Here is a 24,331-nt window from a genome sequence, read left to right as displayed (position 1 = left end):
GTCATGGCGAAACGGCTGATCTCCATAGTCACTCCCTGCTTCAACGAAGAGGCCAATGTGGAGCGGCATTTCGAGCGGGTCCGCACCGCGGCGGCGCCTTTCCGCGAGCGCTACGATTTCGAGCACATATACACCGACAACTGCTCCGCGGACCGGACCTTCGAACTGCTGCGCGGCCTGGGGGCGGTCCATCCCGAGGTCAAGGCCCTGAGGTTCTCCCGCAATATCGGGGCCAATCGCGCCATCATGATAGGGCTTGCGCAGGCGCGCGGGGACGCGGCGGTCTTGATCCAAGCCGACCTGCAGGACCCGCCCGAGGTCATCCCGGAGTTCATCCGGGGCTGGGAGGCGGGCTACGACGTGGTCTACGGGCAGATCCTGGCCCGCGAGGAAGGCGCGCTCATGCAGGCGGTGCGGCGGCTGTATTACCGCATCGTCTCCGCATTGTCCGACGTGTCCCTGCCCCGCAACGCCGGCGAGTTCCGCCTGACTTCCCGCCGGGTCCTGGACGCGTTCCGGGAATACGGCGACGACGACCCCTATTTGCGCGGCATCGTGGCGCACGTGGGCTTCCCCCAGAAGGCCGTGCCCTACCGCCGGGTCGAGCGCAGCGGCGGGCGCTCCAGCCAAGGCCTACCGGCCTTGGTCGCCTACGCCATCAACGGGCTGCTTTCCACCACGGCCGTGCCCATCCGGGCCGTGATCGTGCTGGGATTCCTGCTAGCGGCACTCGGTTTCGCTATGACCGTGATCCTGGTCGCCGCCAAGTTCATATTCCCGGGCCAGGCCCCGCATGGGTTCACGACTCTGGCCACGCTCATAACCTTCTTCGCCGGCGCCCAGCTCTGCGCCATCGGCATCATCGGGGAGTACATACGCAAGATATACGCGCAGAGCCTGCGCATGCCGCGCGGGTTCATCCAAGACAAGATCAATCTCTGATGCGACATCCTGTCGTCACGGAAGACCTCCGCGGGCTAGCCGGCCTGGGCCTGCCTTTCCGGCGCCTGGCGGGCAGCACGGTGCTGATCACGGGAGCCGGCGGTTTCTTGCCCGCCTACATGGCCGAGACCCTGCTCTTCCTTAATGAGGCGCGCAAGCTGGGCGTGACCGTGGTCGGCCTGGTCCGCAACGGGGCCAAAGCCCGGCGCCGATTCGCTCACTATCGCGGCCGCCGCGATCTGCGTCTCGTGGTCGCGGACGCGGCCGGGCCGCTGCCCGCGCGTCTCGCGCCGGACTACATCATCCACGCGGCCAGCCAGGCCAGCCCCCGCTACTACCGCCGCGATCCGGTCGGCACCTTGGCGCCCAACATCCTGGGCACTTGGCGTCTGTTGGAGTTGGCCCGAGCCCGGAAGAGCGCCGGCTTCCTATATTTCAGCAGCAGCGAGGTCTACGGCGAGGTCCCGGCGGCTTGGGGCCGCATCCGGGAGGACCGCTGGGGGCCGGTGGACCCCTTGGCCGTCCGTTCCTGCTATTCCGAGAGCAAGCGCGCGGGCGAAAGCCTGTGCGCGGCCTGGCACCGGCAATACGGCGTGCCCTTCCGGGTGGTCCGGCCGTTCCATACGTATGGTCCGGGCATGCCATTGCACGACGGCCGGGTGTTCAGCGATTTCGTGGGAGACATCGTGCGCGGCCGCGACATCGTGCTCAAGGGCGACGGGCGGGTCGTGCGCTCCTTCTGCTATCTGGCCGACGCCGCGGCCGCGTTCTTCACCGTGCTCCTGCGCGGCGCGGAGGGCGAGGCGTATAACGTGGGACATGACCGGGCCGCGCTCAGCGTGTCGGATTTCGCGCGGTTCCTGGTGCGGACGTTCCCGGAGCGGCGCCTGCGCGTGCTGCGGCGCCCGTCCGGCTGCCCGCCCCCGGGCGGAGCGCCTTCCCGCATCTGTCCTGACCTGTCGCGCCTGCGCGGCCTGGGCTGGCGGCCGCGCTATACCCTGAAGGAAGGCCTGCGCCGCACCTTGGCCTACAACCTATGAACCTAGACGAACTGCGCCGCGCTTACGGACGCTCCGCGATATCCAAGCCCGACTACATAGAGGCCATGTACCGTCATCACGGCATATTGCATGAGTACGCGCGGTTCTTGAAAGACACGGACATCTCCTCCATCGAGATCACGGATGGGCGGGTGCTCATGACGGTGCGGGACACCGGGCTGCGCTTGGTCTGCGCCCAGGGCGACCGCCGTCTGGCGCCCCTGGAGATGCTCAATTTCGGGACGTACGAGCGCGAATACATCGAGGCCTGCCTCATGCTCCTGGACCAGGAGGCGACCGTGTTCGACGTGGGCGCCAACATCGGCTGGTACGCCCTGACTTTGGCGCGCCGCAAGCCCGACATCCGGGTCTTCTCTTTCGAGCCCATAGCCGGCACCTACAAGGACCTGCAGGAGAACGTGCGCATCAACGGAGCGTCCAACGTGCGCTGCTTGGATTTCGGGCTGGGCGAAAAAGAAGCGACGCAGACCTTCTATTTCTACCCCGAGGGCTCGGCCAACGCTTCCGCAGCCAATCTATCCGGGCGGGAAGGCGTGCGCGAGTTGGCTTGCCGCGTACGCCGGCTGGATGATTTCACGCGGGAAGAGAGATTGCGGGTGGATTTCATCAAATGCGACGTGGAGGGCGCGGAGCTGTTCGTGCTGCGCGGAGGCCGGGAGACCATCGGCCGCGACCGCCCGGTCATATTCTCGGAGATGCTGCGCAAATGGGCGGCGCAGTTCGAGTATCATCCCAACGACATCATCGCCCTGCTCGCGGAGCTGGGCTACCGCTGCTTCCGGCTGGATGAGGGGCGCTTATCGGAATGCCCCAAGGTGGACGAATCCACGGTGGACACCAACTTCTTCTTCTTGCACCCGGCCCAGCACGCGGCCAAGCTCAGGCTTTTAGCGCGCTGACCCAATCAGCGCCGTCCGCGGCGCTGCGGATGTCCTTCCAGCGCCGGGTCTGATGGTCGTAGGCGCGCAGATCTCGATATGGCAGTCGCTTCCCCCCGACGACCGCCGCCTCCGGCTCGAATCGCACCCGGCCTTGGGCCAGCAGGGCTTGCAGGCCGCCCGCGTCCGGACGCAGGCGCAGCGCGTATTCCAGGTCGTAGCCTGAATCGAACACCATCCCCGAGCCCGGGCCGGGGCCCACCCCGAACACCAGGATGTTCCCGGTTCGGGCCGGGCGGGCTTGGGTCAGGGCCGACAGCAGTTCCTGCTGCAGTCCGTAGGCGCGGGCCCACTGCGCGTTGGAGGCCCAGCCCGCGAGCAGGGACCAGACCAGGAATGCGGCCAGGACCGGCGTGGCCCCGCGCCTCAGGACGGGCCGCTCGCTGATCGCGGCCCGGTTCCAGACCCAGGCCAGCAGCAGGGCCGCGCCTGCGCAGGCGCTGAGGTTGAAGCGGTTGCGGGCGTCGAATATCGCGGGGATATAGGCCCGGTCGAAGAAATAAGGGAGATAGCCCAGGACTATCCAGATCGCGGCCGCCGCCGGGATCATGCCGTCCAGGCGAGGCTCAGGCGTGGCCGACCGGCGCAGCGCCCAGACCAGCGCGGCCGCGGCCGCGGCCAGGAGCAGCCAATCCCAGGAGTGAAAATCCCCGGCCGCGTAGGCGGCTTGCTTGGACATCAGATGCAGCATGCGGTTGCCTAGGCAGCATTCCAGGCCCGTGGTCAAGGTCTTGAGCGCATGGCCCAGACTCAATGACACGGGATGGCGCTCCAGTCCCATGAACCGGGGGACCAGGATGCGTTGGTAGGCCATCAAGACCAGGAACATGCCCCACATCGGGACGCAGCGCAGGGCCGCGGCCCGGCCGGCCTGCGTCAGAGAGCGTCCCGGCCGGGCGGCCGCGTATTCAGGCCAGGCGAGCAGGAAGACCAAGGGCGCGGCCGCCTCATACAAGAGCGTGGCTGCTGCGAATATGACCAGGGCCGCGGCGAGCCTGGCCCAACCGCCGTTCTGCCGCCAGGCCCTGTATAAGCGCATGGCGGTCAGGGTCCCCAGGAGCGCGGCCGGGGCTATGCTGGCTGAGAACCAAAGTCGGGTCGCGTCATGCGCCGGGTGCAAAGCGGCCAGTAGGGCGGCGACCAGGGCCAGGGAGGGCCCGGAGACGGTCTCTTGCAGGAAGCGATAGAAGGCCCAGACCCAGGCCAGGGATAGGCCCAGGGACAGCAGTTGGTAGGGCAAGGGATCGGTTCCGAATAGGCGGTAAAGGAGCGGCAGGTAGATCATGTCCACCGGCCGCGTCCAGAACAGGGCGCCGCATTCTTGGGTCAGGCTGCGCATGATGCCGAGGAGCCCGGCGCCCGGGACCTTGGCCATGGCCGCGAGCAGGACGTAGTCGTCGTTGTAGAAGCCTATGCCGGATATGCGGAACAGTCCCAGGGTCAGCACGACCGCGGCCAGGAGCAGGAAGGCCTGGCCCGGACGGAAGAAGTCGATCCTCACGTGCCTTCCCTGCCTAGGGGCTGGACAAAGGGGTCCATCCATGACCGCTTAGACCACGGGCGGCTTATTGATGAAGAGCCAGTACATGCCGAGTCCCTGGATCGTATCGACGAACTTCTCGAAATCGACAGGCTTGACGATATAGCTGTTGACGCCGTAATTATAGCTTTCAACGACATCGCTCTCTTCCTGGGAAGATGTCATGACCACGATCGGCATGGTCTTGGTCCTCTCATCAGACTTCATGCGCTTAAGGACTTCTTTCCCGCTGACCTTGGGCAATTTCAGGTCGAGGATGACGACCTTGGGCGGCTTTCGGATGTCCCTGTCTTTATAGGCGCCGGTACAGAACACGAAATCGAGCGCCTCTGCGCCATCTTTAGCCAAATGGACCTTGTTGGCAAGGTTGTGCTTCTTGAAAGCTCTCATGATAAGCTCGACATCATTTGGATTATCCTCGACCAAAAGCACCTCTATCTGCTCACCATCATTCATCTTGACCTCCTTTGGGCAGCGTAAAATAGAACGTGGCCCCTTTATCAGTCTCTGCCTCGGCCCACACCGTGCCTCCGTGGCGACGAACAGCGTTACTGACGATCGCAAGACCTATCCCGGTGCCGCTGAACTCGTCCTGCGCGTGAAGCCGATGGAACACCCCGAAGAGCTGATCAGCGTATTTCATGTCGAATCCCGCGCCGTTATCTTTGACGTAATAGACATGCTCCCGGCCCTGGTCGTATCCCCCGATCTCTATAAGGGCGTTGTCTTTGTGGGAAGCGAATTTTATGGCATTTGAAATAAGATTCGTGAATATCTGCCTTGCGAGAGTGCGGTCGGCACGCGCGAGCGGCAACGGTTTTACGGACACTTCTATCGCCCGGCCGCCAAAGAGCTCCCCACCCAACTCACGAGACACGGACTGCGCGAGCGTCGTCATGTCTATATCGACGATGTCCAGCTCCTGTCTCAGCAAATGAGACAACTTGAGGAGATCATCGATAAGCTGCCCCATATTTCTCGCGTTGTCTTTAATGACACCGATCAATCTCCTGCCGTTATCGTCGAGCTTGGGAGCATAGTCTTCGGAGAGGATATTCGAGAACCCCGACATCGCCCTGAGCGGGGCCTTCAAATCGTGCGCGACCGAGTAGCTGAAGGCCTCCAGTTCCTTGACAGCTCTCGACAACTCCGATGTGCGCTGCAGGACGCGCTCTTCGAGCTCCGCATTCAGTTTTGTTATCTTCTCTTCCACCTGTTTGCGTTGAGTTATGTCTTCGATAGCCAGCAGGATCAGATCTTCTTCTCCTTCTTCCTCTTCTTCTGCCGCTGCTTCTCTTATTCCTGCCGCTATGGCCCCGGCTATTTTTTTAGTGACACGCATCTGACAGGCATTCAAGATCATGGCTCGCTCGCCGATCTGCTCGAACTTATGCTCGACTTCATAATCTTTTACAGCTTTCTTTTCCGGAAGGATCTCTTTAAGCAGGATGAGCAGTTTCGGGATAGCCCATTGTCTATTGCCCAGATCGGGAAGCAGCCGGCCTATCGTATCCTTCTCCACGACCTTGAAGGTGGCATAGAACGCTTGGTTGGCGGAAATAACTTGCAAGTTCTTATCCAGAACCAAAAACGACCCTCTTAATGTGGCAATGATGTTATTGGCATATTGTAAAAGTGCTTCGATCTGCGGCTCACCCATCCGATATTTATCTTTCATTTTGCTTATCGGCGGAATAAGTCCCTTTCGGGCCACCGATCAGTAGAGCAGATACGGCCGGCGCGACTTCTCGAACCTCTCCGCGCCCCGGTTGAAGAGCTCCATGATCTTGATGCGGTCGTGGCCGCGCTCGCAGATGCGCTGGAACTCGCCGGAGCCGGTCATCTTGCGGACCTCCTCCCACTTCCACTGGAAATCCTGTCCGTGCAGTTCGGTGAGGGTCTGTTCGAGGTGCCGGAACAACGCCAGAGGCCGCAGCGTCTCGCGGTCCGTGATGGTGATGAGTATCCCGTGGCAGAGCTCTCCCTCGTAGACGGACTTGGTCGGGGTGTAGTCCTGCGCCGTGAAGGTGACGCCGTCCAGGAGGGCGTCGCTGAGCCTGCGCGCCGCGCGCTTGGAATCGAGCCAGGGCGCCCCGACCCAGCCGAAGGGGTGGGGCGTACCGCGGCCCACGGCGAGGTTGCTGGCCTCGAAGAGGCCTAAGCCCGGGTAGAGGGTCGCGGCCGCCAGGTCGGGCATGTTGGGCGAGGTCGCGACCCAGGGCAGGCCGGTCTGGTCGTACCACATCCCGCGCTTCCAGCCCAGCATGCGCACGACGTGCAGATGGGCGACGTGGGCCTTCTCGTTGTGCAGCTGCGCCATCTCGCCCGCGGTCAGCCCGTGCCGGACCGGCACCGGGAAATAGGAGGTGGGCGAGAGCTTGGGCAGTTCCAGGTCGGTGAGCATGGGCCCTTCCACCACGCTCCCGTTGATGGGGTCGGGCCGGTCCAGCACGATGAAGGCAACGTGGGCCTTGGCCGCCTCCTCCATGGCCATGCCCATGGTCGCCAGGTACGTGTAGAAGCGGGCGCCGATGTCCTGGATGTCGAAGACCAGCGTGTCGATGCCGCGCAGGTCCTCAGGCTTGGGCCGCATGCCGGCCAGGCCGCCGGCGTAGAGGCTGTAGACCGGGATGTCGCGCCCGGCCAGGCTCACGGAGGTCGAGCTCACCTTGGCGTCCTCGACCACGCCGTTGAAGCCGTGCTCGGGAGAGAAGATGGCGACCAACGTCACGCCCGGGGCGCCGGCCAGGACTTCGGCCGTGGCGCGGCCCTGGGAGTCCCGCCCCGTGTGGTTGGTGATGAGGCCGATCCTGCGGCCCCGCAGCTCCTGGAAGCCGCCGGCCTCCAGGACGTCGATGCCGGTCAGGACCTTGCCGGGCGGGGCCTTGACCGGATGCGGCGGGGGCTCCACGCAGCCCGCCAAGAGCAGAAGGCACAGGGGCAGGAACCGGCGCGCGCTGGACATGCCGCTATGATACCATAGCCCTATGCGCATGCGCCGCGGCGTCTGGCTCTCCTGCCTCGGCCTCATCTGCCTCTGCGGCCTGGCCCTGCGTTGGCAGAAGAGCGGCGGCCCGCTGCTCTTCGCGCGCCCCGACTACACCGTGCTGGCCGACAACCTCGTCTCGCACCGGCTGCTGGGAGAGAACGACCAGCCCAGCGCCTTCCGCAGCCCCCTCTTCCCCTCTTTCATCGCGCTCACCCGGGAGAGCTGGTTCCCGGTGCGCATCCCCTTCCCGCGCTGGCAGGCCCTCCTCTCGGCCGCGGCCATCCCCGCCGCGGCCTGGCTCGCACTGCTCATCCACTCCCCGCTGGCCGGACTCCTGGCGGCCCTGCTCGTGGCCCTGGACCCGCGCCTCATCGCCGAAGTGCCCAGCTACAACATCGAGCCCTTCTTCTGCCTGCTGGTCCTGGCCGTGTGCGCCGCCTTGCTCTGCTGGGAGCGGCGCCCCAAGGCGGCCGGAGCGGCTCTGGCCGGGACAGCGGTGGCGCTGAGCCTGCTGTGCCGCTCGACTCTATTCCTCCTGCCCCCGTTCTTGCTGGCCGTCTTCTGTTGGTCCGCGGAACTGCGCCGCCTGCGGCGCGGGGCCGCCCTGCTGCTGGCCGCGTCCTACCTGCTGCTGGCGCCCTGGACCGCCCGCAACTACCGGCATTTCCGCGCCTTCCTCCCGCTGGAGCAAGGCGCCGCCTCCCGCAACCTCTACGCCGCCTCCTTGGGCTACGTGGAGAACACCCCGGGCTACGGCTACCAGGACGTGCTGGCCGGCAAGCTCGACACCGCTCCCCTGGCCTCCCCGGGACCGGTCGAGCGCATGCGCGACATGGCGCTGGCCGGGATACGCGAGCACCCGGCCTCTTATCTGGCCTCCACGTTGAAGCGCTTCGTCCTGGCCTTGAGGCTCCACTGGGTCCTGTGGCTCCTGGCCTGCGGGCTCCTCTTCTGGAAGCGCCGCGACCCGCGGCCGAAGCTGCTGGCCGCGGTCGCGCTCTACTTCTTCATCGCGCACAGCCCCATGTCCTGGGAGCCGCGCTATTTCGAGCCGGTGCTGCCCTGCCTGGGGGTCCTGGCCGGCTGCGCCCTGGCCGAAGCCTGGCGACGCGCGGCGCGCAGTCCCTCGGCCGGCCTGCCTCCCGCGGAGCCGCCCGGCTGGCTGGCTGCGGCCCTGGCCGGCGTCTTGGCGGCTCTGCATCTGCTCTGCGCCGGCTATCTCGGCGTCGAAGCCGCCTGGCTGAGCTTCCCCTGCCGCGTGCCCGCCAGCCCCCTCTCCTTGCTGCGCTGCGCCGAGACGCAGGACAAGGCCTCGGCCGCAGCCGGCCTCCAGCGCGCCCTGCGCCTGCCGGGGGCCGACCCGGACATCCAAGCCCGGATACTCATCGACCAGGCCCTCATGGACGGGGATCGCGGACTCCTGGACCAGGCCATGGTCGCCTCCTCCCAGACCGTCCGGCAGCAGGCCATAGCCCTCCAGGGGCTCAAGAGGTTCCCGGAGGCGGCGCTGCTGATGGACGAGCTCGTGGTGCGCGGGACGCGCCGCGCCGACGCCTTGACCGTGCGGGGAGCGCAGCGCGCGCTGGCCGGCAAGCCCCGCCCCGCCTGGCAGGACCTCTCGCGGGCCGTGGCCCTCGACCCCGCCGACATCGCGGCCCGCGTCAATCTGGGCTCCTTGTTGGAATCCAAGGGACGCTGCCGGGAGGCCTTGGAGCAGTACCGGCAGGCCGTGACGGCGGCGGAGAGCCTCCCGGACGAGCGCATCCCGGGCTTCTACCTGGCCCTGGCGCGCTACTACCGGGACCGGCTCGAACAAGGGCGCGGGCCCGCGGCCTGCCGTGAAGTCCGGTGATATGGTATAATTCTCATATAATCATATAGACAGATGAAGGACAAGAACCTCGTCTTCAAGATCAAGGCCGATTTCCTGAAGTCCCTGGCGCACCCGCTCCGCCTGCAGATCATCGAACACCTCAAGAGCCGGGAGGCGTCGGTCGGGGAGATGGTCAAAGGGCTCGGCGTCGAACAATCGGGGTTGTCGAAGCATCTCTCCATCCTCCGGATGGCGGGGATACTCTCCTCCCGGCAGGAGAAGGCGACGGTGTTCTACTCCGTGCGCGACGCCGACATCTTCCACGTCCTGCGGCCCATCGCCGAGATCCTGCGCAAGAAATTGAAAGAGAGCCAAAGCGTGCTGGCCCATCTCGGGCAGGTCTGAAGGTGATATTTTTCTAGCTCATATATGAATACCCGGTCATATAAGCATATGATGGCCGAGGAGGGCTGAGATGAAGACCCGAACAGCCAAAGCGGCGGCCCGGATCCCGCAGATCCCGAACGCGGGCCCCGGGATCGTGGAGATACGCCCCATCACCTCGCGGTACTACGGCGTGCGCGTGCAGCGGCGCCTCATCCCGAAGCTCAAGGACGTCAAGGGGCTCACGCGGGCCAACCCCAAGAGCGACCTGTTCTGCATCGAGGTGGACGGCCTGGACAACAATCCGGAGAGCGCGCTCAAGCGCTTCCAGGAGATCGTGGCCGACGCCGGAGTCGGCATGCATTTCGGGGTCTCCCCATCCTGAAGAACCCGTCCGGATTCCGGCTGCTGATCGTCGCAGACGACTCCGAACACCTGCTCGAATGCGCGGGGAAACTGGGCTGCCTGGGCTACGCTGCCGACGGCGTCTCCAGCGCGGAGGACGCGATCGCGCTGGTCCGCGAACGCCGCTATGACGCCATCCTGACGGACAACATCCTCCCGGGAATGACCGGCCTGCGCTCGATACCCGAGCTCGCCCGCTGGACCAGCGCCCCGGTCCTGGTCATGAGCGGCGCTGGCGACCCCGGCTCCGGGAAAGACGCCCTTCTGCTGGGGGCGCGGGCTTATCTCAGGAAGCCCCTGGACTTCGGCCGCCTCCATCGCGAGCTGCAGGGGCTCCGCGTGGACAGGCCCGCGGCCTAATTCCTATAATCTCTTCCGTCGTCCACCAAGGAGGCCCTCCAACATGCCAGCATCCGTCCTGTCCCGCAGATCCAGCACCTCGTCCGCCAAGTCCGTGAAGATCGGCAAGCCCGTCTATTTCTTCGGCGGCGGCAGAGCCGACGGCAACGAGTCCATGAAGAACCTTTTGGGCGGCAAAGGCGCCAATCTCGCCGAGATGGCCGGCCACCCGGACCTGCGCCTGCCCGTGCCCCCCGGCTTCACCATCACCACGGAGGTCTGCACCTACTACTGGGCCAACAAGCGCACCTATCCCAAGGGCCTGCGCGAGCTGGTCAGCGACAACCTGGCCCGCGTGGAGAAGCTCACCGACAAGAAGTTCGGCGACGCTCAGAACCCTCTGCTGGTCTCCGTGCGCTCCGGCGCGCGCAAGTCCATGCCCGGCATGATGGAGACCATCCTCAACTGCGGCCTCACCGAGGCCACCATCCCCGGCATGGTCGCCCAGACCAGGAACGAGCGCTTCGTCTACGACGCCTACCGCCGCCTGATCATGATGTACTCGGACGTGGTCATGGAGAAGGCCGCCAACATCACCCCGGCCGAGGACCAGGGCATCCGCCGCCAGCTCGAGCGGATCATGGACGAGGCCAAGAAGCGCAAGGGCGTCAAGCTCGACACCGAGCTCTCCGCCCAGGACCTCCAGGAGCTCTGCTCCAAGTTCAAGGCCAAGGTCCAGGAAGTCCTGGGCCAGCCCTTCCCGGACGACCCCATGGAACAGCTCTGGGGCTCGGTCGGCGCGGTCTTCGCCTCCTGGATGGGCAAGCGGGCCGTCTCCTACCGCCGCATCGAAGGCATCCCCGAGGAGTGGGGCACCGCGGTCAGCGTGCAGTCCATGGTCTTCGGCAACATGGGCGACGACTCGGCCACCGGCGTGGGCTTCACCCGCAACCCGGGCACCGGCGACTGCCGCTTCTACGGCGAGTTCCTGGTCAACGCCCAAGGCGAGGACGTGGTGGCCGGCATCCGGACCCCCGAGCCCATCAACGAGGCCTCCCGCAGCGACCAGTCCCGCGACCTCAAGAGCCTCGAACAGCTCATGCCCGCGGTCTACAAGGAGCTCGCGGACATCGTCAAGCGCCTGGAGAAGCACTACCGGGACATGCTCGACATCGAGTTCACCATCGAGAAGGGCCGGCTCTACATGCTGCAGTGCCGCGTGGGCAAGCGCAACGGCCCCGCCGCCGTCAAGGTGGCGCTGGACATGCTCAAGGAGAAGCTCATCAGCAAGGACGAGGCGGCGATGCGCGTGACCCCCTCCCAGCTCGACGAGCTCCTGCACCCCATCGTGGACCCCAAGGCCGAGGCCACGCACAAGCCTCTGGGCAAGGGACTGCCCGCGGGCCCGGGCGGAGCCAAGGGCCAGATCGTCTTCACGGCTAACGACGCCGTGGCCTGGGCCAAGGAAGGCAAGAAGGTCATCCTGGTCCGCGAGGAGACCAACCCCGAGGACGTGGAAGGCATGCGCGCGGCGCAGGCCATCCTCACCGCCCGCGGCGGCATGACCTCGCACGCGGCCCTGGTGGCCCGCGGCTGGGGCAAGTGCTGCGTGGTCGGCTGCGGCGCCCTGGAGATCGACCTGCACAAGAAGACCGTCAAGACCGAGGACGGCAAGGTCCTCAAGGAAGGCGACTGGATCACCTTGAACGGCTCCAAGGGCCTGGTCTACGAAGGCGAGATGCCCATGCTCGACGCCAGCGAGTCCAACCAGATCCTGGAGGACTTCCTCAAGGTCTGCAACCAGCTGCGCCGCCTCAAGGTCCGGGCGAATGCCGACACGCCGGAAGATGCGGCCCGCGCCCGCAAGTTCGGCGCCGAGGGCATCGGCCTGTTCCGGGTGGAGCACATGTTCTACGGCAAGGGCTCGGAGCAGCCGCTCTTCAAGCTGCGCAAGATGATCGTGTCCAAGACCGAGGCGGAGCGCCGGGCCGCCCTGGCCGAGCTCTTCCCGCACGTCAAGTCCGACATCAAGGCGACCTTGAAGGCCATGGCCGGCCTGCCGGTCACCATCCGCACCATCGACCCGCCGCTGCACGAGTTCGTGCCGCACGAGGCGGCGAAGCTCGCCGAGCTGGCCCAGAGCCTGAACATCAGCCTCGACGAGCTGGAGAAGCGCGCCTCCGGCCTGCGCGAGTCCAACCCCATGATGGGCCACCGCGGGGTACGCCTGGGCATCACCTACCCCGAGGTCACCGAGATGCAGGTCCGCGCCATCTTCGAGTCCGCAGTCGAGCTGGCCCAGGAAGGCATCAAGACCTTGCCCGAGATCATGATCCCGGTGGTCTGCGTGGAGACGGAGCTGAACAACCAGTTCGCCCTGGTCGAGAAGGTCTATCAGGAGGTGCTCAAGGCCAAGGGCGTGCGCGTCATCCCGCACTTGGTGGGGACGATGATCGAGATCCCGCGCGCCTGCATCGTGGCCGACCGCCTGGCTGAAGTCGCGCAGTTCTTCTCCTTCGGCACCAACGACCTCACGCAGATGGGCTTCGGCTTCTCGCGCGACGACACCGGCGGCTTCATGGGCGACTACCTCAAGCACGGCATACTGCCCGCGGACCCCTTCCAGACCATCGACCAGGACGGGATCGGGGAGCTCATGCGCATGGGCGTGGAGCGCGGCCGCAAGACCCGCAAGGACCTCAAGATCGGCATCTGCGGCGAGCACGGCGGCGAGCCCGCGAGCGTGGAGTTCTGCCACTCCCTGGGCTTCAGCTACGTGTCCTGCTCGCCCTTCCGGGTTCCCATCGCCATCCTGGCCGCGGCCCAAGCCGTGGTCAAGGAGAAGCCGGCCAAGAAGAAGTAGCTCTCGTCGAGCCGCAAAGCGCCCGCCCCGACAGGCCGTTCTTGTCGGGGCGGCCTGTTTCGGGTCCCCGCGGGAGCCCGAAGTCGCTATAATGACAGGCATGGAGGAGCTCCTGAAGCGGTCCCAGGTCTTCTGCCTGGCGCCCTGGACGAACCTGACCGTGCGCGCCGACGGCGGCATCTTCCCTTGCTGCGTCGCCGACCTGAGCCTGCCCGTGGGCAGGCTGGGGGACCGGACCTTGGCGGAGGCCTGGGACGGCGAGGCCTTGCGGCGCATCCGCCGGGACATGCTGGCGGGGCGGGAGAGCCCTGGATGCCGCTGGTGCTACGACGAGGAGCGCTGGGGCACCTGCAGTCTGCGCCAGTCGCTCAACACCCGGCTGGCCGGTCATTTTCCCCTGGTGGCCGCGACCCGCGAGGACGGGAGCCTGGCGCGGCTCAACCTGGCCTGCCTGGACCTCACCTTCTCCAACGAATGCAACTTCCGGTGCCGGATCTGCGGCCCCCATAACAGCAGCGCCTGGTACGCGGACGCCCAACGGATAGGCATCCTGGAGGAAGGCCGGACGGACATCCTGCGCGCCGCCGGCGCCGCGGACCTGGTCCGGCAGATCGAGCCGCTGCTCCCCGGCGTCGAGGAGATCCACCTGTCTTCGGGAGGCGAGCCTCTGATCACGGAGGAGCATCGGCGCCTCATCGTTCTGCTCGTCGAAAAGAAGCTGTTCCACGTGCGGCTCTCCTACAACACCAACTTCTCGACCCTGACGCACGGCGGCAGCGACTTCGCGGAGCTCTGGGACCAGTTCGAGACCGTGCGCGTGGTCGCGAGCTTGGACGGCATGGGCCGGCGCGGGGAGTACCTGCGCAAGGGGCAGGATTGGGAGCAGGCGGTCCGCAACCGGCGGCGGATGCTCGCGGTCTGTCCGAGGGTGGAGTTCTCTCTGGCTCCGACCCTATGCGCGATGAACGCGCTGCACCTGCCCGATCTTCACCAGGCCTGGTGCGAGAGCGGCTTCATCGCCCCCGAGGCCTTCCGCTTGAACATCCTGCGCGTGCCCAGATGCTATTCGCTGGTCATCCTCCCCGGGCCGCTCAAGGATCGGGTCGCGCAGAGGTACCGGGCCTACGGCGCCGCCCTGCCGGCCGCCTGCGGCTCTCTGCGGCTGGATCTGCAGGCCGCGACCAACTTCATGCTCGGCGCGCAGGACGCGCCGTCACTGGAGATGTTCCGGAGCCTCACCCGGAGATTGGACCGGATCCGAGGAGAGGACTTCGCGGAGGTGTTCCCCGAGCTCGCGGAGCTTCTCGGCCCGCCCAGCCGGGAAGGATGACGGCCCATGGCCGAGCCCAAGCTCCTCATCACCGGCGCCTCGGGATTCATCGGCAGCCGCCTGCTGCGCGAGCTCTCGGGACCGTGGCAGTCCCTGGGCACGCGCCTCGAACTCTGCGCGCCCGAGAAGGTCGAGCGGGCCCTGCTCGCGCTGGCGCCTGCCGCCGTGGTCCACACCGCGGCGCTGGCCGACCCGGACGAATGCCAGCGCCAGCCGGAGCTCGCGGCCCGGGTGAACACCGACGGGGCGCACGCCGTGGCCCGGGCCTGCCGGCGGCTCAAAGCGCGCCTGGTGCACTTCTCCACGGACCTGGTCTTCGACGGCCAAGGCTCCTGGTACAAGGAGACGGACCGGCCCCGGCCCATCAGCGTCTACGGCCGCACCAAGCTCGCCGCCGAGGACGCGGTGCTCGCCGAGTGCCCGGACGCGGCGGTGCTGCGGGTGGCCTCGGTCTACGGCCGAGCCCTCGGCGGCCGGCCGAGCTTCCTCGACACCGTCCGCGACAGACTGTCCCGCGGACAGACGCTCAAGTGCTTCACGGACCAGTGGCGCACTCCCACGCCCTGCGCCCAGCTGCCTGAGGTCGTGGCCGCCCTGCTGGGCCGCCCCGAGCTGGGCGGGCTTTTCCATTGGGCCGGGGCGACCCGGGCCTCGCGCCAGGAGTTCTGCGCGGCCGTCTGCCGGGCCTTCGGCTTCCCGGAGAGCCTGCTCGAGCCGTGCCGCTTGGCCGAGGCGCGCTTCGCCGCGCCCCGGCCGCGGGACGTCTCCCTGGATTCCGGAAGACTCTCCGGCCTCATCGCGATCCCGCCCTGGACCCTGGCCGAAGGGCTCTCCCGCGCGCGCCGCGACTGGTAGCCCGGCCGGACCCCGCCGACTTGCCGAAAATTTGACCCCGTAACGCTATCATTAGGGACAGAGGTCAAGGAGGTCGCCCATGACCGACTGGTACGGGCCGGCGGCCCTGGCGCATGCCGCTGCCGCGGGCCTGGGGATGATCCTGTGCGCCCTGTTCTGGGTCTTCTGGCGGAGGCACAAGAAAGCTTGGCTCGCCGAGCGCAACAGCGACCTGCTGCGCGAGCTGGCCGACTCCGGCCGCATCGCCCGACTCAACCGCGTCTACACGGTCCTGAGCTCGGCCAACCACGCCATCGTCCGCGCGCGCGGGCGGACTGAGCTCATCGCAGAGACCTGCCGCGTCACGGCCGAGCGGGGAGAATTCCCGCTGGTCTGGGCGGGGTTCATCGACGCGGCCACCAACCGCGTCGTTCCGGCGGCGCGGGCCGGCACGGCCGCCCGGCATTACTCCCAGCACTGGATATCGGCGCTCGACGTAACGGAGGGGCGGGGCCTGAGCGGCCGCGCCATCCGCGAGAACCGCCCCGTGGTGCTGCGCGACATCCTGGCCGATCCCGGCATGCTCCCCTGGCACAAGCTGGCCCGCGCCGCGCAGCTGCGCTCCGGCGCCGCCTTCCCCCTGACCATCGGCGGCCGGCCCGTGGGAGTGCTGAGCATCGCCGCGGCGGAGGTCGGCTTCTTCGACGAGATGGAGGTCAAGCTCCTGGCCGAGCTGGCCATGGACCTTTCCTATGCCTTGGAGAAGCTGGAGCAGGAGGACCGGCGCCGGGAAGCGGAGCAGGCCCTGAGCGCAGAGCGCGACCGTCTGGAGACCGTCACACGCCACGCGGGCGTGGGCCTGGCGGTGTTCTCCCGCGAGCATCGCACCGTCTGGGCCAACCAGGTCATGCAGGACATCTTCGGGGACGCCGTGGGCCGGACCTGCAACGAGATCTTCGGGGTGCGGGAGGAGGAGGACGCCGACTGCATCATCAGGGAGACTTTCGCTTCCGGGGCCCAGCGCGTGGAGCGCGAGCTCACCGGGCGCGGCGCGGACGGCCGCCGCATCTGGTCGCAGATCATCGCCAGCCCCATGCGCGACGCCGCGGGCGAGGTCGCCGCGGTCCTGCTGGCCGTGGTCCCCACCACGGAGCGCAAGCTGCTCGAGGAGCAGCTGCGCCAAGCCCAGAAGATGGACGCCGTCGGCCGCCTGGCCGGGGGCGTGGCCCATGACTTCAACAACCTCCTCACCGCCATCCGCGGCTACGCCGAACTGCTGACCGAGGATATCCCCCTGGACGACAAGCGGCATAAGGACGCCCGCGAGATTCTCATGGCCGCGGACCGCGCCTCGACCCTGACCAGGCAGTTGCTCGCCTTCAGCCGCCGGCAGGTCCTGGCGCCGCAGGTCGTCGACATCGACGAGGCCGTGGCCGACATCGCCGACCTCCTGCGCCGCCTGGTCGGCGCCCCGGTCCAGCTCATCCTGCGCCTGGAGCCGGCCCTGGGCCTGGTGCGGGTGGACCCCGGACAGCTCCAGCAGGTCGTCGTGAACCTGGCGCTCAACGCGCGCGACGCCATGCCCATGGGCGGGACCTTGACCATCGCGACCCGCAACATGAGGCCGGAGGCGAGCCCGGACCGGGACCATCCGGGACCCGCGGCCGGCCCCGGCGTGGCCCTGGAGATCAGCGACACCGGCGAAGGGATGGACGAAAGGACCCTGAGCCACATCTTCGAGCCCTTTTTCACCACCAAGCCCAAGGGCAAGGGCACGGGGCTGGGGCTCTCCACGGCCTTCGGCATCGTCAAACAGAGCGGCGGAGACATCTCGGTGCAGAGCCAGCCCGGACGGGGCTCCACCTTCCGCATCCAGTTCCCGCGCTGCGAGCAGGCCAAGTCCGCCAAGTCTCCGTCCGAGCCCGCAGACGTGCCTCGGGGCAGCGAGACCGTGCTCCTGGCCGAGGATGAGACACCCGTGCGCGCGCTGGCCGAGCGGCTTTTGCGCCGGCAGGGCTACACGGTCCTCGGCGCGAAGGACGGCGCCGAGGCCCTGGAGGCGGCGCAGCGCCATCCCGGGCCGGTGCACCTGCTCTTGACCGACGTGGTCATGCCCGGGCTCACCGGCCCGGAGCTGGCGGAGCGGCTCTCGGCGCAGCGCCCCGATATGAAAGTGCTCTACACCTCGGCCTACGCGGAGGAGTCGGTCCTCAACGGCCGCATCCTAGGGCCGGGCATCGCCTTCCTGCCCAAGCCCTTCAGCCGCGCCCGGCTGCTGCGCAAGGTCCGGGAGACCCTCGACGCGCCAGTGACGGCCAGACGGATCTAGACTCGGCGCAGGATGCCGAGAAGCAGGCCAGCGTCCTTGCGGCAGGGCTGCAAGCGCTTGAGCGCGTCGCGCACCCGCCGGGACTGCTCGGCCCCGGGGACTCCCTGCATGTAGTCCAAGACCTTGAAGGCCCGCAGGTGCTCCCGCACCAAGACCTCGATCTGCTCGGCCGGGGCCGGGGCCAGGTCGGGCGCCACCGCGCGCGGGACGCGGACGCCGCGGCTGAGCTCATAGGCCAGCAAGGCGGCGGCCTGCCCGAGGTTCATGGACGGGACCTCGGGCGCCGTGGGGATGCGCACCACCGCGTGGCAATGGCCGAGCTCCGCGCGCGTCAGGCCGGTCTTCTCGTTGCCGAAGAGCACCGCGAGCGTCCCTCCGGCGGTCAGCCGTTCTCCCAGGAACTCTCCGAGCCCGGGCAGGCTCACCACGGGTTTTTGCAGCCGCCGCGCCGACCCGCAGGTCCCCAGGACCAAGGCAGCGCCTTTGACAGCCTCCTCCAGAGGGAGGGCGCTGGCGCGCTTGAGCAGGTCTACCGCGCCAACGGCGGAACGAGCCTCCCGCCAGACCGGCGGATAGGGATCGGCCAAGACGAGGTCGCTCAGGCCGAAGTTGGCCATGGCGCGGGCGACCGCGCCGATGTTGTTGGGGTCGCGGGGGCGGACTAGGACGAACCGGATCTCCGATCGGCGGACAGCCTTGGTCATGTCCGCTACCCCTTCGGCTGCGAAGAATGCTCTTGGGCGGGTCCAGTCTTCAGGCCATCGGTAGAGTTCCCAGTCATCAACGGCATTATAGCTCTTTGTCAAAAAGAGAAATCCGCCGGCAACCGCGCGGAGCCATGAGCGCGGGTCCTCCGTGCGAGTCAACCGGACTGTAGGATAAAGCACGGCGACCAAAATGCAGGTTTATGATTATAGCAGCAGCATCTTTTTGCCAATACCTCCAGCGCTGGCGGTAAAAGTAAAAATATCATTTTGAAAGCAACGTATTTTTTACGACTGGTCGCCATCCGCATTTCCTATCCTGCGATTGCCCAGCCCGCCCATAGCGAATGGATCAAAGAACCGATGAACCAGAGACAATGTCCTTGCCCTGGCCCCTTTCATAAGGGAACTTTTCCATGCGCAAGTCGTATAGTTAGTATGGACCTCTCCGAACTATCCGACGAAACATTACTCGGCAAGGTAGAGGCATTGGCCGAGACCGAGCGCTTCAGTCTCATCGACCTGCTCCTACATCTGGGGGAACTCGACCAGCGCGACGCCTGCCAGAAAAGAGGATACTCTTCCGTGTTCGCCTACCTCACCCGCCGCCTCGGCTATGCTGAAAGCGATGCCATCAGGCGTGTGCGCACCGCCCGCGCGGCGCGCAAGTACCCCTCGATCCTGCGCATGCTCGCCAGCGGAGAGCTGCACTTGGTCAGCGTGGCGATGCTCGAACCGCTGCTCACCTCCGAGAACCATGAGCGGCTGCTGCGGCGCGCCTCGCGCCGGAGCACGCGAGAGGTCGAACGGTTGGTCGCGGAACTCGCTCCCGCCGAGAAGGAGCCCAGAGACCGCATCCGGGCGCTGCCTACCGCGACTTCATCGCAAGACGCCGACCCACCTGCCGCAGCCGCCCCGCAAGTCGGCGCGGCCCTTTCGCCGGCCTTCGAACTCTTCGCATTGTCCAATGCCACTGTCCCTCAGAAAATGGGAGACAGACGCGTGGTTTTCACCTTCTCCGCCGGAGAGCAGGTCCAAGAATGGTTCGAAACAGCCCGCGACCTGCTCCGGCACCGTTTCCCCTTGGGCCGCCTGGAAGACGTGGTCGGTGAGGCGCTCAGGCGTCTGGTGGAAGAAGAGCTCCCAGGCAAACTCGTCAGGAGCAAGGAGCCCATGCCGAGCTCATCCGAAAGCCGCCATATCCCGAAACGGGTGCAAGACGAGGTGTGGCGGCGGGACTCGGGGCGCTGCGCCTACATCGGCTCCGACGGCGTTCGCTGCGGGGAGACGGCATGGCTGGAGTGGGACCATGTGGTCCCCTTCGCCTGGGGAGGCCCGTCGAACGACCCCGCCAACATCCGGCTGCTCTGCCGCTCGCACAACCAATCCGAGGCGCGGCGGCTATTCGGAGTGTTCGGGGACCAGTAGGGAGCGCCCTGACGGCGCAGCGGGGCGCCCCCAACAACAGCACGACTCCCTTAACGAACGGCCTGCCCCCCAACGGAACCGGCGGCCCCCGCGGGGGGCCGCCGGTTGCGAGGCGCCCTTCGGGCGCCTCGCTCGGTACAGAACGGCATCAGCCTTTCTTCTGCAGGAGCTTGTTGGCGCGCTCGCCCGCCTTCTTGCCCTGCTTGGAATCCGGGAACTTGGACGCCGTGTCCTGGTAGAGCTTGACCGCCCCGTCGAGGTCCTTGGCGTCGTCCTCCAGGACTTGGGCGGCCTGGTAGAGCTGCTCCGGAGCCTCCTTGACCAGAGGGAAGTCGGCGGCGAGCTTGCTGCGCAGCTCCACCTCGCGTTTGAAGTCCTTGAGGTCCTTGCGCGCCAATTCGGCGGCGTTGAGCAGGGCTTCGGCGGCCTGCGGGTAGCGGAACTGCTCGGTGATGCGCACATAAGTCTTGACCGCGGCCTCCGAATCCTTGAGCCGGTCGCGCTGCAGCTTGGCCTCCGCGTTGAAGGCTTTGAGCGCCCCGTCCGTCTTGGGGAAGAGCTTGATGATGCGCTCGTAGGTCTCCACGGCCAGCGGAGCCTGGTCGAGACGGTCCGCGTAGAGCACGGCCACGCGCTGCAGGGCATCGAGGACCTGCGCGCTCTCAGGATACAGATCGAGGAAGGACTGGTAGGCGTCCACCGCCTCCTTGTACCTCTTCAGCTTGTCGGAGAAGAGCTCGGCCGTGGCGAACTGGGACTTCTCCCGGTACGCGCTGCCCTGGTAGGACAGCAGCTCGCGGTAGGTCATCAGAGCCGCGGCGTACTTCCCGTTGGCCAGGTGCAGTTGGGCCAGGCTCCAGAGGATGCGGTCGTTTTCCTTGTAGTCCGGGAAGCGGACCTGGAAGCGGCGCATCTCGGCGGCCGCAGGCTCATAGAGGGCGTCGCCGGATTTCTCCGCCAAGCCGAGGACCAGTTGGGCCAAGCGCTCGGCTTTGTCCTCGGCGTCAGGCGACTTGGCCAAAGCGCTCAGGCCCGGCTTGAGCTTGCCGCTCATCCTCTTGTTGACGAGGTCCAGGTACTCGGACTTGGCCTTGAGGGCGACGTTGGATTCCGGGTACTCGTAGGCCAGGTGCAGCCAGTCCACCATGGCCGGCCGGTACTCCTCCTGCCGGGCGAGGATGCCCAAGGCTTCGGGAGCCGCCTCGGCGTCCGGATGCTGCTGGACGAAGACCCGAAGATCCTCGAGCGCGGCGTTGCGCAGCTCCGGATTCTGGTCCTCGGCCCCGGACTTCAGGGTCTGGAAGCTGCTGGCCAGTATCTCCTCCGGGGAAAGCTGCTTGGGAGCCTTCTTGGCCGGCTTGCCTGCGGTCTTGCCCTTGGCCGCGGGCTTGGGCTCCACGACAGGCGCGGGGGCCGGGGCCGGCTCAGGCTTCGGCTCGGCTTTGGGTTCCGGCTTGGGCTCCTCTTTCTTGACCTCCTGCTTAGGCTCCTCTTTCTTCGGCTCTTCCTTGGCCTTGGGTTCCTCTTTGGCCTCAGGTTTCGCCTCGGGCTTGGTTTCCGGCTTCGCCTCAGGCTTGGCCTCGGCGGCCTTGGGCGCGGCCTCGGTCTTAGGCGCCGCAGCAGGAGCCGTAGGCTGGACCGGCTCGGCCACGACCTCCGGCGCCGCGGCCGGAGGCTGAGCGAACTCGTTGTCCTGAGCCCGGAGCGCGACAGCGGTTCCCAGCGATAGTGCGGCGAAGAAGATGAGATAGCGTTTCATGATGGTCCCTCCAGTCAGAATTCCCTGCGTCCAGACATGGCCTGCGACAGCGTCCTCTCGTCTATGTAGTCCAGATCTCCGCCCATGGGCACGCCGTGGGCGATGCGGCTGACCTTGGCTGTCCCCAGCTCCTTGAGCAGTCCCGCCACGTAGAGAGCGGTCGCTTCGCCCTCGGTGTCCGGGTCTGTGGCCAATATGACCTCATTTATGACCCCGCGGCCGGCCCGAACCCTATCGATCAACTCACGCACCCGCAGAGTCTCCGGCCCGACCCCGTCCAAAGGCGAGATGGCCCCGTGCAGCACGTGATAAAGCCCCCTGTAGCCGCGAGTGCGCTCGATGGCGGCCGCGTCCTGCGGAGCCTCCACCACGCAGAGGAGCCCTTGGTCCCGGCCCGGGTCCGCGCAGATGCGGCAGAGCTCCCGGTCCGTGTAATCGAAGCATCGGCGGCAGGGCCGGATGGCGGCCTTGGCCTCGCGCACGGCGCCGAGCAGGGCCTCGACCTCGTCGGGAGAGGCCCGGATGAGGTGCAGGGCCAGGCGCTCGGCTTGCTTGGGCCCGATACCGGGGAGTCTCTTCAAGGCGCCGATCAGCCGGTCCCAGTCCTTCAATCGAGTCGCCTCATGCCGAGGGCTTCTTCTTGATGAAACGGGCCGTGCCGCCGAAGATCTTCTCCGCGCGGGACAGCGAGGTGCTGCCCTTGGCCGGCTTGCCTGCGGGTTCGGTCACGTCCTTCCAGACCCCGCCGCCGGGCGCGGCCTCTTCCTGTTCCGGGACTTCGGTCTCCACGGCTTCGGCGCCTGCGCCGCCGGCATCACCCACCTCCGCGGCGATCCGGATGATGCCGCCGGAAAGTGTGGCCAATTTGGCCTCAATAAGCCCCGCGCCCCGCCTGACCTGCTCCGCGTCGAAGGTCCTGGCGCAGAGCAGCTTCCAAGAGCCGTTCGGCATGAGCACGGGCCGCGCCGACTCCAGGATGGCGGCCAATGACGGCTTCTCCTCGCGGACGGCGACCACCAGCTTGGACCATATCTGCGCAGAGGGTGCCGCTGCTTGCGCTGAAGGCGCAGGGGCAGATGCCTCGACTGTCGAACGCGCGGGGGCCGGGGCGGCACTCTGGGCCGGCATAGGTACCGCGCCGGAGGACAAGCGCCGCTCCAGATCCTCAAGCCTCTTGACCCAGGCCGCAAGGTCCCCGGCCGCCTCCAGGCAGCCGAAAAGCCCCAGCTCCAAGGTCAGCCTGGGGGAATCCGCGAAGCGCAGGTCCTCCAAGGTCTTGTTGGCCCGCTCCAGAAGATAGCGCAGGTTCTCGGAGCTCACGCCCGCAAGCGCCTCGCTCCAGGCCTTGTCCCCTCGGCCGGAGAGGCCCACGCGTTCGAGATAGACCCCCTGCAGTCCGGCGCGCAGATCCTTGAGCAGTTGCGCGGGCTCCACGCCCTCCTCGTAGACCTGGCGCAGCAAGGCGCCCAAAGCCGCGCCGTCGCCGCCGGCCAGGGCCTGGGCCAGGCCCAGGAGCATGTCCGCGGGGACATAGCCGAACATCTCGCGCACGAGCTCCGCGGTCACGGACTTGTCCGTGAAGGAGCGGCACTGGTCCAGCAGGCTCACCGCGTCGCGCAAAGAGCCTTCAGCGCTGCGGGCCAAGAGCTCCAGCGCCTCCGGAGCCGCGGCGATCTTCTCCTTGGCGGCCAGGGCGGCGAGATGATCGCGCAGGGCCTCCACCGGGATGGGCCGGAACTTGAAGCGCTGACAGCGGGAGGCGATGGTGGCCGGGACCTTGGCGGCCTCGGTCGTGGCGAGCACGAAGACCACGTGCGGGGGCGGCTCCTCCAGGGTCTTGAGCAGGGCGTTGAAAGCCGCCGTGGAGAGCATGTGCGCCTCGTCGATGATGAAGACCTTGTAGCGGTCCCGGTTGGGGGCCAAGGCCACGGTGTCGATGATGACCTCGCGGATGTTGTCGACGCCGGTGTGCGAGGCGGCGTCCATCTCCAGGACGTCGAGGCAGGAGGAGGCCGCGATCTCCCGGCAGGGGTCGCACTCGCCGCAGGGCTCCTCGGAGGGCCCCTTGACGCAGTTGAGCGCCTTGGCGAGTATGCGCGCCATGGTGGTCTTGCCCACGCCGCGCGGTCCGGTGAAGAGATAGGCGTGGTGGACGCGCTTGGCGGCCAGCGCGTTCTTGAGGGTGACGGACACGGCCGGCTGGCCCAGCACCTCGGCGAAGGTCTGGGGCCGGTACTTGCGCGCCAGGACGACGTACGCCGGCTTCTTGGTCATAGGCTGGCTACCTCGCCTTCTCCCGGCCGTCGAGGCTGAGTTCCCCGGGGCCGAAGGCCATGACCTGAAGGAGTCCTCCCATGATGGCCAGGTTCTTGAGCAGCGCGATGCGCTGGTCGGGGGCGGAGTGGAAGATCCAGGTGGCGGCCGCGAGGAACCCGATCAAGGCCGCCGCCCCATAGCGCGTGAGATAGCCCAGGATGAGGGTGACGGCCCCCAAGGCCTCCAGGGCGATGGCGCTGGCGCAGAGCAGCGCCGTCATGGGCATGCCGTGAGCCTCCATGAATCTGAGCGTGCCGTCGAAATTGGTGATCTTGCCGAAGGCGGAGGCCATGAAGATGAGAGCCAGCAGCAGGCGGCCCGCCAAGGCGAGCACGTCATCGGTGCGCATCCAGGCAG

General features: G+C 67.0%; 21 protein-coding genes. 12 read left to right on the top strand and 9 right to left on the bottom strand.

Annotated elements, in window-relative coordinates; translation table 11 throughout:
* The first annotated feature begins 3 nt into the window (after positions 1 to 3).
* The 3 genes from NTY77_17090 to NTY77_17080 are packed head-to-tail and all read left to right on the top strand — an operon-like array spanning position 4 to position 2,902.
* Positions 4 to 942 carry a glycosyltransferase family 2 protein gene (locus NTY77_17090; protein ID MCX5797208.1) on the top strand — a complete coding sequence of 313 codons (939 nt, stop codon included), beginning with the start codon at positions 4 to 6 and terminating at the stop codon, positions 940 to 942.
* Positions 942 to 1,982 (top strand): NAD-dependent epimerase/dehydratase family protein, encoded by a 1,041-nt coding sequence (locus NTY77_17085; protein MCX5797207.1) that lies wholly within the window; start codon positions 942 to 944, stop codon positions 1,980 to 1,982. Before NTY77_17090 ends, NTY77_17085 begins: the two co-directional genes overlap by 1 nt.
* Positions 1,979 to 2,902, top strand: coding sequence for an FkbM family methyltransferase (locus NTY77_17080; protein ID MCX5797206.1), 924 nt, complete (start codon positions 1,979 to 1,981; stop codon positions 2,900 to 2,902). The genes NTY77_17085 and NTY77_17080 overlap by 4 nt, the downstream gene beginning before the upstream one ends.
* Here NTY77_17080 and NTY77_17075 read toward each other — a convergent pair.
* From NTY77_17075 to NTY77_17060, 4 genes are read right to left on the bottom strand one after another with little or no spacing between them, the layout of a single operon-like run.
* Positions 2,883 to 4,442, bottom strand: a complete 1,560-nt coding sequence (locus tag NTY77_17075) for a hypothetical protein (GenBank protein MCX5797205.1) — start codon at positions 4,440 to 4,442, stop codon at positions 2,883 to 2,885. The genes NTY77_17080 and NTY77_17075 overlap by 20 nt on opposite strands.
* Positions 4,443 to 4,490: 48 nt before the next feature.
* Positions 4,491 to 4,937 carry a response regulator gene (locus NTY77_17070; protein ID MCX5797204.1) on the bottom strand — a complete coding sequence of 149 codons (447 nt, stop codon included), beginning with the start codon at positions 4,935 to 4,937 and terminating at the stop codon, positions 4,491 to 4,493.
* Positions 4,930 to 6,159 carry an ATP-binding protein gene (locus NTY77_17065; protein MCX5797203.1) on the bottom strand — a complete coding sequence of 410 codons (1,230 nt, stop codon included), beginning with the start codon at positions 6,157 to 6,159 and terminating at the stop codon, positions 4,930 to 4,932. The genes NTY77_17070 and NTY77_17065 overlap by 8 nt, the downstream gene beginning before the upstream one ends.
* A 39-nt stretch (positions 6,160 to 6,198) precedes the next feature.
* Positions 6,199 to 7,446, bottom strand: a complete 1,248-nt coding sequence (locus NTY77_17060; GenBank protein ID MCX5797202.1) for a DUF1343 domain-containing protein — start codon at positions 7,444 to 7,446, stop codon at positions 6,199 to 6,201.
* 22 nt (positions 7,447 to 7,468) lie between these two features.
* Between NTY77_17060 and NTY77_17055 the strand changes: the two genes are divergently transcribed.
* The 8 genes from NTY77_17055 to NTY77_17020 all read left to right on the top strand — a co-directional run bounded on the left by NTY77_17055 (position 7,469) and on the right by NTY77_17020 (position 17,767).
* Positions 7,469 to 9,322 (top strand): hypothetical protein, encoded by a 1,854-nt coding sequence (locus tag NTY77_17055; protein MCX5797201.1) that lies wholly within the window; start codon positions 7,469 to 7,471, stop codon positions 9,320 to 9,322.
* Positions 9,323 to 9,355: 33 nt separating this feature from the next.
* A complete protein-coding gene (locus NTY77_17050) occupies positions 9,356 to 9,688 on the top strand; it encodes a metalloregulator ArsR/SmtB family transcription factor (protein MCX5797200.1) in 333 nt (110 codons plus the stop codon).
* Between the two features lie 70 nt (positions 9,689 to 9,758).
* Positions 9,759 to 10,052, top strand: coding sequence for a hypothetical protein (locus NTY77_17045; GenBank protein MCX5797199.1), 294 nt, complete (start codon positions 9,759 to 9,761; stop codon positions 10,050 to 10,052).
* Positions 10,053 to 10,078: 26 nt separating this feature from the next.
* Positions 10,079 to 10,432: a response regulator gene (locus NTY77_17040; GenBank protein ID MCX5797198.1), complete on the top strand. Its 354-nt coding sequence runs from the start codon at positions 10,079 to 10,081 to the stop codon at positions 10,430 to 10,432.
* Between the two features lie 43 nt (positions 10,433 to 10,475).
* On the top strand, positions 10,476 to 13,274 hold the full coding sequence (ppdK, locus tag NTY77_17035; GenBank protein ID MCX5797197.1) for a pyruvate, phosphate dikinase: 2,799 nt from the start codon (positions 10,476 to 10,478) through the stop codon (positions 13,272 to 13,274).
* Positions 13,275 to 13,374: 100 nt separating this feature from the next.
* Positions 13,375 to 14,604, top strand: a complete 1,230-nt coding sequence (locus NTY77_17030; protein MCX5797196.1) for a twitch domain-containing radical SAM protein — start codon at positions 13,375 to 13,377, stop codon at positions 14,602 to 14,604.
* A gap of 6 nt (positions 14,605 to 14,610) precedes the next feature.
* Positions 14,611 to 15,459: an SDR family oxidoreductase gene (locus tag NTY77_17025; protein MCX5797195.1), complete on the top strand. Its 849-nt coding sequence runs from the start codon at positions 14,611 to 14,613 to the stop codon at positions 15,457 to 15,459.
* 79 nt (positions 15,460 to 15,538) lie between these two features.
* Positions 15,539 to 17,767, top strand: coding sequence for a GAF domain-containing protein (locus NTY77_17020; protein ID MCX5797194.1), 2,229 nt, complete (start codon positions 15,539 to 15,541; stop codon positions 17,765 to 17,767).
* Here the strand turns inward: NTY77_17020 and NTY77_17015 are convergent.
* Positions 17,764 to 18,471: an RNA methyltransferase gene (locus NTY77_17015; GenBank protein ID MCX5797193.1), complete on the bottom strand. Its 708-nt coding sequence runs from the start codon at positions 18,469 to 18,471 to the stop codon at positions 17,764 to 17,766. The two genes, NTY77_17020 and NTY77_17015, sit on opposite strands and share 4 nt — an antisense overlap.
* Before the next feature lie 438 nt (positions 18,472 to 18,909).
* Here NTY77_17015 and NTY77_17010 point away from each other — a divergent pair, with 438 nt between their 5' ends.
* Positions 18,910 to 19,899, top strand: a complete 990-nt coding sequence (locus tag NTY77_17010; protein MCX5797192.1) for a hypothetical protein — start codon at positions 18,910 to 18,912, stop codon at positions 19,897 to 19,899.
* Positions 19,900 to 20,047: 148 nt separating this feature from the next.
* Here the strand turns inward: NTY77_17010 and NTY77_17005 are convergent, their stop codons facing one another.
* The 4 genes from NTY77_17005 to NTY77_16990 are packed head-to-tail and all read right to left on the bottom strand — an operon-like array spanning position 20,048 to position 24,323.
* Positions 20,048 to 21,658 (bottom strand): tetratricopeptide repeat protein, encoded by a 1,611-nt coding sequence (locus tag NTY77_17005; GenBank protein MCX5797191.1) that lies wholly within the window; start codon positions 21,656 to 21,658, stop codon positions 20,048 to 20,050.
* Between the two features lie 14 nt (positions 21,659 to 21,672).
* Positions 21,673 to 22,269, bottom strand: a complete 597-nt coding sequence (recR, locus tag NTY77_17000; protein MCX5797190.1) for a recombination mediator RecR — start codon at positions 22,267 to 22,269, stop codon at positions 21,673 to 21,675.
* 10 nt (positions 22,270 to 22,279) lie between these two features.
* A complete protein-coding gene (dnaX, locus tag NTY77_16995; GenBank protein ID MCX5797189.1) occupies positions 22,280 to 23,932 on the bottom strand; it encodes a DNA polymerase III subunit gamma/tau in 1,653 nt (550 codons plus the stop codon).
* Positions 23,933 to 23,939: 7 nt separating this feature from the next.
* Complete coding sequence (locus NTY77_16990) at positions 23,940 to 24,323, bottom strand: DoxX family protein (protein MCX5797188.1); 384 nt, start codon at positions 24,321 to 24,323, stop codon at positions 23,940 to 23,942.
* Between the last annotated feature and the right edge of the window lie 8 nt (positions 24,324 to 24,331).

The sequence above is a fragment of the Elusimicrobiota bacterium genome, from assembly GCA_026388095.1.
In the GTDB taxonomy this organism is placed as follows: Bacteria; Elusimicrobiota; Elusimicrobia; order UBA1565; family UBA9628; genus UBA9628.
Note: the sequence above shows the minus strand (reverse complement) of the source record. Positions and strands in the feature narration are given on the sequence as shown.

Coding starts and splice junctions, on each gene's coding strand:
- NTY77_17090 (MCX5797208.1), top strand. CDS start 4: ATGGCGAAACGGCTGATCTCCATAGTCACTCCCTGCTTCAACGAAGAG.
- NTY77_17085 (MCX5797207.1), top strand. CDS start 942: ATGCGACATCCTGTCGTCACGGAAGACCTCCGCGGGCTAGCCGGCCTG.
- NTY77_17080 (MCX5797206.1), top strand. CDS start 1,979: ATGAACCTAGACGAACTGCGCCGCGCTTACGGACGCTCCGCGATATCC.
- NTY77_17070 (MCX5797204.1), bottom strand. CDS start 4,937: ATGAATGATGGTGAGCAGATAGAGGTGCTTTTGGTCGAGGATAATCCA.
- NTY77_17065 (MCX5797203.1), bottom strand. CDS start 6,159: ATGAAAGATAAATATCGGATGGGTGAGCCGCAGATCGAAGCACTTTTA.
- NTY77_17060 (MCX5797202.1), bottom strand. CDS start 7,446: ATGTCCAGCGCGCGCCGGTTCCTGCCCCTGTGCCTTCTGCTCTTGGCG.
- NTY77_17055 (MCX5797201.1), top strand. CDS start 7,469: ATGCGCATGCGCCGCGGCGTCTGGCTCTCCTGCCTCGGCCTCATCTGC.
- NTY77_17050 (MCX5797200.1), top strand. CDS start 9,356: ATGAAGGACAAGAACCTCGTCTTCAAGATCAAGGCCGATTTCCTGAAG.
- NTY77_17045 (MCX5797199.1), top strand. CDS start 9,759: ATGAAGACCCGAACAGCCAAAGCGGCGGCCCGGATCCCGCAGATCCCG.
- ppdK (MCX5797197.1), top strand. CDS start 10,476: ATGCCAGCATCCGTCCTGTCCCGCAGATCCAGCACCTCGTCCGCCAAG.
- NTY77_17030 (MCX5797196.1), top strand. CDS start 13,375: ATGGAGGAGCTCCTGAAGCGGTCCCAGGTCTTCTGCCTGGCGCCCTGG.
- NTY77_17025 (MCX5797195.1), top strand. CDS start 14,611: ATGGCCGAGCCCAAGCTCCTCATCACCGGCGCCTCGGGATTCATCGGC.
- NTY77_17020 (MCX5797194.1), top strand. CDS start 15,539: ATGACCGACTGGTACGGGCCGGCGGCCCTGGCGCATGCCGCTGCCGCG.
- NTY77_17015 (MCX5797193.1), bottom strand. CDS start 18,471: ATGACCAAGGCTGTCCGCCGATCGGAGATCCGGTTCGTCCTAGTCCGC.
- NTY77_17010 (MCX5797192.1), top strand. CDS start 18,910: ATGGACCTCTCCGAACTATCCGACGAAACATTACTCGGCAAGGTAGAG.
- NTY77_17005 (MCX5797191.1), bottom strand. CDS start 21,658: ATGAAACGCTATCTCATCTTCTTCGCCGCACTATCGCTGGGAACCGCT.
- dnaX (MCX5797189.1), bottom strand. CDS start 23,932: ATGACCAAGAAGCCGGCGTACGTCGTCCTGGCGCGCAAGTACCGGCCC.
- NTY77_16990 (MCX5797188.1), bottom strand. CDS start 24,323: ATGCGCACCGATGACGTGCTCGCCTTGGCGGGCCGCCTGCTGCTGGCT.